9 protein-coding genes are annotated in these 12,783 nt (G+C 59.6%); 4 read left to right on the top strand and 5 right to left on the bottom strand.

Annotation, left to right across the window (positions count from 1 at the left end):
• Window positions 1-3: 3 nt before the first annotated feature.
• The 5 genes from VSP_RS13290 to VSP_RS13310 form a co-directional block, all read right to left on the bottom strand.
• On the bottom strand, window positions 4-780 hold the full coding sequence (locus VSP_RS13290; protein ID WP_009961173.1) for a hypothetical protein: 777 nt from the start codon (window positions 778-780) through the stop codon (window positions 4-6).
• 16 nt (window positions 781-796) lie between these two features.
• Window positions 797-1,702, bottom strand: a complete 906-nt coding sequence (locus VSP_RS13295; protein ID WP_009961175.1) for a hypothetical protein — start codon at window positions 1,700-1,702, stop codon at window positions 797-799.
• Window positions 1,703-1,726: 24 nt separating this feature from the next.
• Complete coding sequence (locus tag VSP_RS13300) at window positions 1,727-2,614, bottom strand: ABC transporter ATP-binding protein (RefSeq protein ID WP_009961176.1); 888 nt, start codon at window positions 2,612-2,614, stop codon at window positions 1,727-1,729.
• A gap of 10 nt (window positions 2,615-2,624) precedes the next feature.
• On the bottom strand, window positions 2,625-2,900 hold the full coding sequence (locus VSP_RS13305; RefSeq protein WP_009961177.1) for an acylphosphatase: 276 nt from the start codon (window positions 2,898-2,900) through the stop codon (window positions 2,625-2,627).
• Window positions 2,901-2,995: 95 nt separating this feature from the next.
• Window positions 2,996-4,585 (bottom strand): hypothetical protein, encoded by a 1,590-nt coding sequence (locus VSP_RS13310; RefSeq protein WP_009961178.1) that lies wholly within the window; start codon window positions 4,583-4,585, stop codon window positions 2,996-2,998.
• Window positions 4,586-4,765: 180 nt separating this feature from the next.
• On the opposite strand from VSP_RS13310, the gene folP reads away from it, so the two are divergent.
• The 4 genes from folP to VSP_RS13335 all read left to right on the top strand — a co-directional run bounded on the left by folP (window position 4,766) and on the right by VSP_RS13335 (window position 12,736).
• Window positions 4,766-5,617 carry a dihydropteroate synthase gene (gene folP, locus VSP_RS13315; protein ID WP_009961179.1) on the top strand — a complete coding sequence of 284 codons (852 nt, stop codon included), beginning with the start codon at window positions 4,766-4,768 and terminating at the stop codon, window positions 5,615-5,617.
• Window positions 5,618-5,765: 148 nt separating this feature from the next.
• Entirely contained in the window at window positions 5,766-6,809 is a 1,044-nt protein-coding gene (gene gap, locus VSP_RS13320) for a type I glyceraldehyde-3-phosphate dehydrogenase (RefSeq protein ID WP_009961180.1), read from the top strand.
• 513 nt (window positions 6,810-7,322) lie between these two features.
• On the top strand, window positions 7,323-11,252 hold the full coding sequence (locus VSP_RS13330) for an FG-GAP repeat protein (protein WP_232289567.1): 3,930 nt from the start codon (window positions 7,323-7,325) through the stop codon (window positions 11,250-11,252).
• Window positions 11,253-11,320: 68 nt separating this feature from the next.
• Window positions 11,321-12,736, top strand: a complete 1,416-nt coding sequence (locus tag VSP_RS13335) for a hypothetical protein (protein ID WP_009961184.1) — start codon at window positions 11,321-11,323, stop codon at window positions 12,734-12,736.
• Window positions 12,737-12,783: the final 47 nt, after the last annotated feature.

Consider the following 12,783-nt stretch of genomic DNA (forward strand, 5'->3'; position numbering starts at 1 on the left):
GGACTATTTCCGGCGAGGCTGTGGTGAGGGGGGCAAGGGCTGCCCCACTCGCTGAGCGGCGGGGATGTTGAGTTTCCGTTCCAGAATGTCAAGATCCCTGAGCACGGAGGGGTAGCGGAATCCCTTGTCATAGTGTCGTTTCAGAATCTCGTACGCCTGCTGCAGGTCAGGGGGCTCGCCCAGTTTCACCAGCTCATAGGCACCCATCCGCTCGTAGAAAGGCTTGGCACCACTCTTGGCGGCCAGCAGGAACGCTTCCGCGGCAGGCCGGGGATCTTTCAGCCGGTCGCGGTAGATCTCTGCCTCCCGCACGAGCAGCTTGGGGTTGTTCGGATTGTACACGAGCCCCTCCTGCACAATCTTGAGACCTCGCAGGACGTAATCGCGGAAGTCTTTGTTCCGGATGGCCGCCCGCAGGTCCTCCCGCTGCTGGGTGCTGGTGGCTGCGTTGTAAGCCATATGCCAGGCGGCCTCATCCCAATACATGGCCTCACGTGGCTGCATGCGGGTGGTCAGCGTCATGAGGCTGTCCACGCGCCCCCAGTCGCGATCCTCAAATGCCACGTAGGCCCGCAGATAGGTGATGCTGGCGACCAGTGAGCGAAGGCCGCCCAGCGCTGCGGCAAAGGCCATCTGGCTCACTGTCTCCCGCAGGCTTAGAGCCACCGGGGCGTCCCTTAAATCGGCTGCTTTCAGCGTGGCTGCGACGCGGTCTTCCAGCGGTACCTTGGCCACCCCCATGGTGACGAGCAGGATCACTGCGAGAATCTTGTTTTTCATGGGTGCGGCGGTCGGACTAGAGTTCCTTCTCCACAAAAAACAGATACGCCACGCTGGTGTAACCAACGATGTACAGCAGGGCAATGCCAGACACCTCTGTGAGCACTCCCAGGGGAATGACCTCACCCCGGATGGCGGGCTCCGCCAGATCAAAAAGCGTGAGGTCTGGGCAGAAAATCGCTATGGCACCACTCAGGGCTTTTTGCCAGAAGCCGGACATCTTGTCCAGAAACCATTCCCTCAGGAGGGCCTGTCCCTGACCCGCAATGACAAATGCCATGCCCACCAGAATGGTGAAGAGGGTGGAGCTGGCAAAACAGGAGATGAGCAACGACACCGCTGCCACGACGGAGGCCTTCAGAAAGATGGCCCACACCGCGCCGTGCAGACTGTAGGTGAGGCCGAAGCGCGAGTTGAGATCCTTGATGAAGGCGATGTTCTCCGGAGTGGCGGCCTGCTCCTTCTCCAGCGCGGCGATCTGGCTGGAGATGATGAGGGACTGCTTGACGTAAAGCATGAGGCTGAAGACCAGATCCATCAGCAACAATCCGCCCCCCAGCAGCAGCATGACGCCCAGCAGCTTGCCGATCAGGTACTCATAGCGGGGCACCGGCTTGCTCAGCGTTGTGTAGAGCGTGCGATCCTCCAGATCGCGAGGGATCAACAGCCCGGTGGCTGCGATGGCGATGATGACGAAGAACACCTGAAGCGCGCCAAAGGTCCAGTCTTTGAGCAGCTTCAACTGCTGCTCAGGGCTCACTGCGGGAAAGGCAAAGGCGGCGATGACGATGACGATGCTGATGATGCCCATGAAGACGAGGATGCGCATCCGGATCAGCTGAGTGACGGTGTGCGTGGCCATGGTCCAGATGCGGCCTGGCGAAAAGGATGAGTAGGCAGAGCGGGGGGAGGCTGAGGACATGGGAAGGCTGAGGGCAGATCGAGATCATTCGCCATCACCCGTCTGGGTGGTGGACTGGAGGAAGAGTTTTTCGAGCGTGGTGCGAGGTTTGCCCTCAGAGACCAACTGGCTTTTGCCGCCCGCCTCCTGCACGAGGGTGCGGATCCTTGCGAGCAGCTCCGGCGGCGCATCCTGAAGGATGAGTTCCGTCTGGTTCTCCACGGAGATCAGGTCTTCCAGCTTGCCTTCGCTCACCATCCGGCCGTTGGACATGATGCCCACGCGATCACACACCTCCTGCATCTGCTCGAGCAGATGGGAGGTGACCACGATGGTGATGCCCCGTTGTTTGAGCTCCAGAATGAGATCGCGAATGCGCCGGGAGCCCACGGGGTCCACCCCGGCAGTGGGTTCGTCCAGAATGAGTAAGCGAGGCTCATGGATCAGCGCCTGGCCCAGGCCCACGCGCTGAAGCATGCCCTTGGAGTAGCCTCCCACCCGGCGCTCGGCGGCGTGGGTCAAGCCCGTGAGTTCCAGCATGGCCTCCGTGCGGTCCTTCAGCTCGGCACCTCGCAGGCCACAGAGTCTGCCGTAGAAGTTGAGCGTCTCCCGGCCGCTCAGGTGCTTGTAGAAATAGGGGTTCTCTGGCAGGAAGCCCACGTCTTGCCGGCTGGCGACTTCCTCGCTGTCCCGGCCAAAGATGGTGGCCCTGCCTTGTGTGGCCTTGAGCAGGCCCAGCATCACCTTCATGGTGGTGGACTTGCCGCAGCCGTTGGGGCCAATCAGCCCATAAACCTCCCCCGCGCTCACCTCGAAGCTGAGCTGTTTGACGGCCAGGAGCGGTTTCTTGGTGAAACCCGATTTGAACACCTTGGTGAGGTTTTCCACCGTCACGGCGGGTGTCGGAGGGGCTGAGGGAGAGGGGACGTCCATGGCCGCGTATTCAGGAAACGATGGTAAAGCCTCTGACACCGGTCAGAGGGGGGATGTTGTTCACTTCCACTTCCTTGATGTTCCCGCCCAGTGAGCTGTTCTGGATGTCCTCCAGAAAGGCATCGAGCTCCTCCTCGTCATATGAGCTGGCTTGTAGCTCCACCCGGCCGTCGGGCAGGTTCTTCACCCAGCCGGTGACCTCGAAGCCGGAGGCAAGGCGTTTGACGGTGTATCGAAATCCTACGCCCTGGACTCTGCCAGAGTAAAATACTTGCTTTGAGGTCATGGGTGCGATTGAAGAAAGAAGCGATGCTATTTCATGCCACGTTCCCGTTGGGAAGGCAACATGAGAGCCAGCGATCGAGGAGGCGGGAGGGGCGCCTATTTGCCCGAGTTTGACGGTGTAGCGAGGGTCTTTTGCGCTGCCCTGGCAAACGCCTCTGTGGCGGCATCGATGAAGAGCACGCCCTGGCCGTTGTGGGTGCGCTCCATGCTCACGAAACGCTCCGGGCCATCGAGCTGAAAGACTCCCTTGGTAGCCTTGGTTGAAGGGGTGGCTCCTTTGTACCGGCTGAGGAGCCCTGTGCGCATGGCGGAGAAAAAGGCGTCTGCCGCATTGCTGTCTTTCCACAGAGTCTGCCAGACGGCGTGGTCGCGCTTGGTTCCTGCGCCCGCGGAGTAGGTGAGCCACACGTCATTGGCCCAGCCCGGGGCGGTGCTGGCAGCGATGGGCTCAGCCACGTGCTGCTTCAGAAGCAGCACCATGCCCAGGGGGCCCATGGTATCCTCCCAGATCGGGGCGGCCCCGGCGATCTTCTTCTCCGGCAGGCGCAGCGTCAGCGGGCGGAATGGCTCCTCAGCCAGGTACAGTTGGGGATCCAGGATCTCGGCGGACGCCGTGGGGAGCCGATCGTAGGTGGCGTTTACCTGCTCCCAGCCACCGATGCTGTGCATGGACTGCATGAAGTCGAACCCCATCCCGAAGGGGAGCAACTCCAGCTCTCGCAGGAAATTGGGAATGGGGACGGCCCGGGAGGGATCGTCCGGATCCTCGCCCACGCCGCCGCCGCCGCCTTTGTCAGGGTGCCGGAGAGCATGAAGAAAGCGCGTCAGGGAGGCATCTCCTGCCAGCAGGGATTCCCGGGCGAGGCGTTGATCCAGGCTGAGGGGCTTGGCCTCTGGGGGGAAGACGGCTTTGCCGTAGTGCTTGAAGAGGTAACCGTAGGCCAGGGCCAGGGCGTTTTCCCGATCACTTCCGTGCTCCGCCATGAAGAGGGTCTGGCTTTCCTGATCAAACCAGCCTCCGATCTGATGGGAGAGAAAGGCGCCCTTTAGGGCGATGGCATCGACGGGCTCCGGTATGGCGCCCACCGCGGCGAGCGCCCTGCCGAATTGCTTGCCATAGGAGGGCGGAAATTGCGTGGCGAGCCACGCCGTGATGCGATTCGCCACCTCGGCACGGTCCACGGAGAGGGTGGGCAGAGGGATGTCCTGGATCTCGCGCGTTTTCACCAGCTCGATCCCGATGCCCACAAAGTCGGGTGCCTCCCCGTTTGCGGCGGGCTTCATGTCCGGGCTGCAGGGGGGCGTGAGGCTCGGGTTTTTTCCCGTCAGGGAGGCCAGCTTGTCCAGCAGGGTGGAGTTCTCATGGCGCAGGATGTCCACCTGTTCCTGTAGGTAGGTCACCTGCGATTGCAGCGTTTTGACCTCCTCGGCGGAGCCGGAAGTCCCCGGGAGAGGGGGCGCTTCCATATCCACGGAGGGATCCAGCCCCGGCAGGCGGGGTGGGGGTATGGAGCCGAGTTCCGCCCCTGGCTCTGGCAGGGGGTTGCTGGACGACGCCTGGCCTGGGGAGGAGGAGGGGGCGGGGCGGGGCGATGGGGAGGGGGATTTTTGCAGATGCTGTATCAGCAGACCTGCACCCACACCCGACGCCACCAGGACTGTAAGAAGAATCAAAGGCCGGGCCATGGGAAATCGTAGAGCAGTTGGGGGGATTGTCGATGGAGGAATCTCGCGCACCCTGAGACACTTTCAGCGGAAGGGTGTTGGACAAGGAATCTCATATTTTGAAACAGATTTGTCGAATCTGTGGAATGCCGCTTGAAGGGAGGATGGGGCTGTCCACCATGCGCTTTTTGATCTCCTCCCATGGGCACTCTCTGGCGCATCCATCATCAGAACCATGAATTCACCTCCCGCGGCTGGATCATGGGCGTGCTCAATGTCACGCCCGATTCCTTTTCTGACGGGGGCAGATTCTTTGGCACCACGCTCGCGGTGGAGCGGGGGATGGAAATGGCGGAGGATGGGGCGGACGTGCTGGACGTTGGGGGCGAGTCCACCCGCCCCGGTGCCGAGCCGGTGAACGTGGCGGATGAGATCAAGCGGGTGGTCCCCGTCATCAGCGAGCTGCGCGGGAGGACACGGGCGCTCATCTCTATAGATACCATGAAGCCTGAGGTGGCCCGGGAGGCCGTGGCTGCGGGGGCAGATATAGTGAATGACGTGAACGGTCTCCGTGAGCCGGGCATGCTGGAGGCCGTCGCGGGCACCTCAGCAGGGGTGATTGTCATGCACATGCAAGGCACCCCGCGCACCATGCAGGCTCAGCCTTACTACCGGGATGTGGTGCAGGACGTCAGAGACTTCTTTGTCGAGCGCCTGGACACGCTGGCCCGGGCAGGCATTGATCCCCTGCGCGTGGCTCTGGATCCGGGCTTCGGATTCGGGAAAACCCTGGCCCATAATCTGGAACTGCTAAACGGGCTCGACCAATTGCGTATGGAGGATCGACCGTTCGTCCTGGGGGTCTCCCGCAAGTCGATGCTGGGCACCTTGCTGGGCGATTCCCGGTTGGAGCATCGCGCCTGGCCCACGGTGGCTCTGACCTCGTGGATGCGTGAATCGGGCGGTGAAATCATCCGTGTGCATGATGTGAAGCCGAACGCTCAGGCCATGCGGATGACAGAGGCCATCATCGGGCCAGCACGGTCTGCATGATGGGGTGGGTTTCTCCATCAGTGCGGCACTTTTCCTGCTTCTGGGTGAATCATTCGCAAGTTGACGCCCCCTCCAATCACAACTATAGCCTAACTCCCGTCGTAACCAAGATGACGGTCAGACTCAAACTACTACCTCCCCTAGCAACATGATCAAAATCGGCATCAATGGTTTCGGGCGCATCGGGCGTCTCGTTTTTCGCGCCATCTGCGACCAGGGCCTCCTCGGTAAGGAAATCGACGTCGTCGCCGTGAACGACCTCGTGCCGGCTGACAACCTCGCCTACCTCGTGAAGTATGATTCCACGCAGGGCAAGGCCAAAGAGGAAGTGTACAGCAAGAAGTCCAGCCCCGATGTTGCGGAAGACGACGTGCTCGTGGTGGACGGTCATGAGATCAAGTGCCTTGCCGTGAGAGAAGGTCCTGCCGCCCTTCCTTGGGGTGAGCTTGGCGTGGACATCGTCATCGAGTCCACCGGTCTCTTTACCGAAGCTGAGAAGGCCGCTGGCCACCTCAAGGCTGGTGCCAAGAAGGTCATCATCTCCGCTCCCGCCAAGAATGAAGACATCACCGTGGTGATGGGCGTGAACCATGAGAAGTATGTGGCCGAGTCCCACAACATCATCTCCAACGCGAGCTGCACGACGAACTGCCTGGCTCCTGTGGTGCACGTGCTCCTCAAAGAAGGTTTCGGCGTGGAAGAGGGTCTCATGACCACCGTCCACAGCTACACCGCCACGCAGAAGACCGTGGACGGCCCGAGCAAGAAGGACTGGAAAGGTGGCCGCAGCGCTGCGATCAACATCATCCCCAGCACCACCGGTGCTGCCAAGGCCGTGGGCCTTGCCATCCCGGAAGTGAAAGGCAAGCTCACTGGCATGTCCTTCCGCGTTCCCACCCCGACCGTCTCCGTGGTGGACCTCACCGTGAAGACCGTGAAGGAAACCAGCTACAAGGAAATCTGCGCGGCCATGAAAAACGCCAGCGAGACCTACCTTCAGGGCATCCTCGGCTACACCGAAGACGAAGTGGTCAGCTCCGACTTCATCCACGACAGCCGCAGTTCCATCTTCGACGCCGGCAGTGGTCTCGAACTCAATAGCCGCTTCTTCAAGCTCGTGTCCTGGTACGACAACGAGTGGGGCTACAGCAACCGCTGCGTTGACCTCGTGAAGTACATCGCTGGCAAGTAAGCTGCGATGTCGCCACCAGGTGACGTAGAGTAAGTGTTCACTAAAAGCCGACGGGGGAAACTCCGTCGGTTTTTTGTTTGTGGGAGCTTTGTCGGGTGCCGGATAGGCTGGGGGGATGCTGGCGAGAGGGCTGCGCAAATGCTTTTGCACAGCTTAACCTAAAAAGGAAAATGGAAGTGGTGAAAACAGCGCTTCCCGCTGTGTTGCAACGATTTGAACAGGAGGACGTTATCACTTAAAAGTTCCATCGCGGAGCGATGGGAGTTCATACATCGTGAAGGCCTTGGGCATCTTCACTGTAGTTTCATTTTCCTTTTTAGGCTTAAATGTTGGATCTCGAACTTTGACTTCAAGGATATTCCTTCGGTATTTATTCCACGCATTTTTTGAAGGAAAAAACTTGGCATGAGGGCTTAGGATTGGTATGAATAAGGGAATCCCCTAATTCATATGCGAGCCTGCTTCCGCAGACTGGTGGCGACTTCTTGGTTGTTGCTTGTCGTACCTCTTTACGTGTCTCCCAGGTTGGTCTGTGCCCAAGGAACAGACTTCTACTGGAATCCTGTTGTCATTCGCATCGGCTCCACGCTGCCTGCCGGCTCCATTGATGCGGCGACAACTCCTGGAGTTCGCACACTTTCCACGAACGCCGCAGGCTTTGGTGCGTTGCCCAGTTCCAGTGAGAGCTTGTTATTCGCTTCCGTTCCCAGCAGTTCCTCCGGGGCGATCGCTTGGACTGCTCCTGATTCATCAGGTTCTGTGATGACCGCAGGGAGTGTTGCGGGGGTGATGCTGCGGTTCTCGGAAACCACAGCTCCTGGCGCGCCATTTGTCTTTGCAGGGGTTCGCCAGGGAGTGTCGGGCGTGGAGTTGCGTTGGCGACTGGTACAAAACGGAGAGATGAAGTCAGTCTCGGGCGTGATCAGCGGGACGGATTTTCCTCCAGGCAGCAAGTTGAAGCTGGAGGCGATTGCGGGGCGGGCGTTTTTGTCGTACAAAATGTCCAGTGATCTGCCCACAGATCCATGGCGGAAACGGGTGGCAATAGACTTCACGGGTTCAGGTTCCGTTCGCTCCGGGCTGGTGCTTGCCACAGGTGGCAGCGGCACGGCCAGTCTGTCTGTGAACAATGATCATGTACAGGTGTGGCCCATGAAAGAGGGCGCGCATTGGGTGCGATTGGTGGAACCTTTTGACCCCGGGTACGGCGGTGACAGGATAAGCACCAGAGAGTCAATGTTTGGGTGGGAAGATTGGTCCTTTGAATCCACGGTGGACGTTGAAACGGGGCCAGCAGCCCAGATCTACTCTGGAGGCGACTACTGGAAATGGAGCCGGGAGGCTTCAGCCTGGACTATTGATCCCGATCTGGAAGATCGCGTCACGGTGTACATGACAGACATACACCCGACGACGGCATCAGAAGATGCAACTGACGTCTATGTGCGATACGGTGCCATCACGAGCCACACTGCTTCTCCCTCCGTCGATTCGCTTATCTGGGATGGTGAATCGGTGCTGAGCAGTCACCCTGTTGCCGGTGTGTTGGGAGAGGGTCTCTGGGTTTTCCTGGCCACGCTGCCCAAGCCCGTTTATGCCGATACTTCCCTTCAGCTCATCATGGGCTGGACCTTTACCCAGACGCCTGGCGGGCTAAAGAATGAGGCATCGCTCGACGGATTGCTTCTCGTAGGTCAGGGCCCTCAGACAGACAGCAATGGTGACGGTTTGCCGGATGAGTTTGGCGGGCTTTTTGCCCCGTGGTTGACGTCAGACGGGGATTTTGATGGAGATGGCCTGACCAATGCCGAGGAGTATGTGCTGGGTCTGTCACCTACAACCTCCAGTTCCGGGGTGCCTCCCACCGTTTCGGTGGTTAAACCTGGTTCTTCGCCTTGGCTTCTCGCACGAGGTAGATGGTCCGCAACGCCAGCCGAGGTAAAGGCCGTGTATCCTGGCACCTCTCCCCCAGTGCCGATCAAAGGCTATGGATTTTATCTCAAGACCTCGGAGAACACCATCGGATTCGGCTCTTCCCGGAACGCCGCTGCTTGGAAAGGGGACTATCTCACCACCACCGATTCGTTGGGGGTGGCACGTGCCTACCTCTGGGTTGATGCGGAGTGTCCGACGCCTGCGGGCTCTTCGAGCACAGGCTACGATATCAATGTGCGGGATTTTTATGCCTCCTTCAAGGTGCGGCCCTATGACAATACCTCTCCGGGTCCCATCGACATCTTGGGGGCTGCCCAGTACCGATTGACCCCCTCAACCTTTATGTCGCTTTCCTCCAGTACCTTCAGTCTTTTGGGGGAATGGCTGATCAGCGCCGACACCACGGGGGCAAACCTGTGGCGATGGAGTCCGTGGGATAATTCGTGGTCATCACGGCCTGGTTTGTTTTCTGGCCTTTCGATGAGTTCAATCACAGGGGATTCAGACACCTTTGTCGTGAGCGGAAATCAAGTTCACACCGGGATTTACGATGCTGGGCAGGAGGTGTGGTCAACGTGGGGCACTGCCTTCTCTCCCACGGTGCCTGTGCAGCCCACTCAACCTGTAGGATATACCCCAAGAACGGGCGACTATGAGTGGGCGAGCCAGCTCGGTTTTATCAACCTCTATCAGGGCTTTCCCCGCGCTTTGGCCCTGCGAGGGGGATGGCTGGCAGTTGGTCAGGCCGATTGGAACGGCACGGTCGAGCTCTACAAGAAGGAAGGATCTGGTTGGAGCTTGCACTCAACTCTCGCACCCTCCTCTGGGAGCCACTCTGATACATTCGGCTACTCGGTTGCTTTTTCAGAGGATGGGCAAAGGCTGGTGGTGGGGGCGCCCGGAGACGCGCGGGGACATGCGGCGGGAATGTATGCCCTGTCTTACCTGCCCACCATCTTGATCGACGTGCCGCACACGGAGGATGTCTGGGGTTGGGGGGAGGATGAGTTTGGGAATCCCATTTGGACCGTCATAGGGCAGAATACCTGGAATGAGGTGACGGTAGGTATGACAAGCGGCTCTCCTCCTCCCTCGGCACAACCGTCGGCCTATGTGTATGAGTTAGATCCCAATGACGATTGGAACCAGGTCGCCCGACTCGTTTCTTCAACCACGGGCCCCTCTGTGACCTATGACTTGGAGATGTTTGGTGCCTCGGTTGCGGCAGTGAACAATTGGGTGATTGTCGGTGCGCCATACTTCAACGAAGGTGCTGATATTCCTACATCCGAGCCTTTACCGCAGGGGAGCGTCTATGGCTTCAAACACGATGGCACAGCCTGGGTTCAACAAGATGTGGTCCGCCGGAGCAATCCAAGATTTGGCGAAAAGGTATTGGCGAGTGGAGACCGGGTCCTGGCAGTGACCCCTCCCACGTCCTATCCCATCGAGCAGGCCGCACTGCCGGGTTATGCCGCCGTCCTCCATCCAGGGAACACGGATCTGAACCCGGTGGGCGAAATTGCCAATCCTTACAGTGCTCCTTCATCTGCTGCTGATGAAAGCACATTTGTCAGCAAGACTTCCGCAACCACGGCCCAGGAGTACCTATGGCTGCCTGCGGTGCCTTGGGATGCCACCGAAGGCACTGCCAAGGTGGGCTGGCTCACCGTCACTGACGAGGACCTGGCCAATGCCAATGCCAGCCTGGAACAAATCAGCCTGCTTGCAGGTGACTCACTGCGGTGGTTGCTGGATACCTCCCTGTCGCAGCCGGGAGCCCCAGCCCATGAGGCCTGGCAATCTGAGCCCAAGGCGCTCAAGGTTAAACTGGGGGCGGACCTTGAGTCCTTTGCGCCGGGCATTGACTGGCTGGAAGTCACCGCCCTGGATCGGGCCGGGGATGCCTACACGGAGTACTTGGGCATCCGTGTCACGGGGCAGGCCCCCAGTGTGCCCGTCTTGCAGTCAGTCAGCGGGGCGGGAGGGCGGCAGGTAAGAGTGGCCTGGAGCGCCTCGTCGCACTCTCCAGCCACTTATGTTGTGGAGACGGCTGACCATGCCGTGATTGAGGACTTGTTGAGCAACGGCGGCACCCCGCAGCAGATCAGTGATGCCTTCTCAGAGCGAGCCCGGGTCATGGGATCTCAGACGTCCTACTATCACCAGGTCGCGACACCTGGGGATGTTTATACCCTGAAACTCGCGTTCCGCGTGCGGGCCCTGAACGAGGAGGGGCTTTCGGATCCCAGCAATTACATCATCGCCAATCTCGACGAGGATGATGATGGCCTGCCAGACTGGTGGGAGGCGTTGCACGGGGGTGATCTCGATCCCACCCTGGATGATGACAGTGATGGGCTGACCAATCTTCAGGAATACGCAGCCGGTACAAATCCCATGGTCGCCGACTCGGATGGCGACGGCACCCTGGACGGGGCGGACTCCGAGCCGCTCAATGCCAAGGTCAACAGTTTGTCCTTCGTGCTTTTCACTCCGGTGGAGTGATTGGCGCAGGGCGACTCGGTCGCTCCCGCCGGACGGGTTTGCTTTTTCATCTCTATTTTTCCGCGCCTATGTCATTGCCCACATGCTTTTCTGTTCCCCTTCTGGGTTGTCTGCTCGCCCTGCCGCTAACGGCGGCGGAGAGCCCGCCCAGCGCAGCAAAGCCCGTCCAGAACTCCGGCTGGGTCCTGGTCACGCCGCGGCATGCCAAGGAGACTGTCCTGCTTGATTCCCACGGAAAGGAGGCCCATGTCTGGCCAGCCAACTGTGAGGCCGCTGGTTCAGCCCGTTTGCATCCGGATGGCAGCATCTTGCGCTTGGGCCGCATGCCCTTGCCCGCTCCCTTTGACAAATCAGGCTTGCGCGGTGGCCGACTTCAGATCATTGGCTGGAATGGCAAGGTGGAATGGGATTTCCTAGATGCGGTGAGCGATCATTTTGCCTTTGGCGATGCCGTTCGCCTGCCCAATGGCAATGTGCTCACTGCGGTGCTTGAGTACAAGAGCCGCCAGGAATGTGAGGCACTGGGGCGGGCGGGTGATGCCGTGACGGATGCGGGCCTGTATTTCCCGGGCCTCATGGAGTTCAAGCCCCATGGCAAGGGCAGCGGCCTGCCCGTTTGGAAGTGGAGCCTTGCCGATCATGTGTTTCAGGGGCGTCACCCCAGTCTGCCGCATTACGTCTATCCAGGTGAGAATGCAGGAAGGATGGACGTAGGCGTGAAATCCCATCTCAAAGGACCGGTCTGGCTGCAACCGCTGGAGATCGACTACCATCCGCAAGAGGATTTGGTGCTCATGGTCATGGGGGGCACCGGCGAGGTCTGGGTCATTGACCATTCCACCACCCAGGCAGAGGCGGCCACTTCAGAAGGTGGCAAACGGGGCCGCGGGGGCGACCTGCTCGTGCGCTGGCGGGGACCGACGCCAGCGCCGGGCATGGAGCAGAAGTCAGTGGTGCTGTCTGCGGAGTGGGCACCAGTTGAGGGAAGTGCTTTGGGGGTGAACGTGTTGCGCATGGATGGAACGCCTGCGACTGCAACGGTAGAAAAGATTCAGGTAGCCAGAGAAGCCTTTACTGTGTCCGATCCAAAGCTGCTTCTGAAAGACCAGACAGCTCCGCCGACTAGTGCGGATTGGAACCCTCTCGGAAGCATGCCCTCTTCAGTCGCATACGATCCTGTCTCGCAGTTTGTGGTGTTGACTGACGGTCTGCAAGGGCGAGTCCGGACGCAAAACCGAACCGGAGTGCCCTGGACCCATCAAAACCAGCGGGGGCAAATAAAGATGAGGATTCACCGGGGGCCTATGCCGGGTCAAGAGTGCTGTGGGAACGCTACTTCTTCTACAAACGAACCATCTGACGTCGTGAAGGCCTCCCAATCAGAGCAAGTGAAGATGAAGGAGGTCCAAACGGCTCCACTCTTGAAGGCCCGAGTTTACGGTTCGTCAGTGCTGAAATCGATTCCCGATCTGGAATCGCGATAATTTCCTGAAACGGCAGATAAACCCTCCCAGAATCTTTTTGGCTATGT

The organism is Verrucomicrobium spinosum DSM 4136 = JCM 18804, assembly GCF_000172155.1.
GTDB lineage: Bacteria > Verrucomicrobiota > Verrucomicrobiia > Verrucomicrobiales > Verrucomicrobiaceae > Verrucomicrobium > Verrucomicrobium spinosum.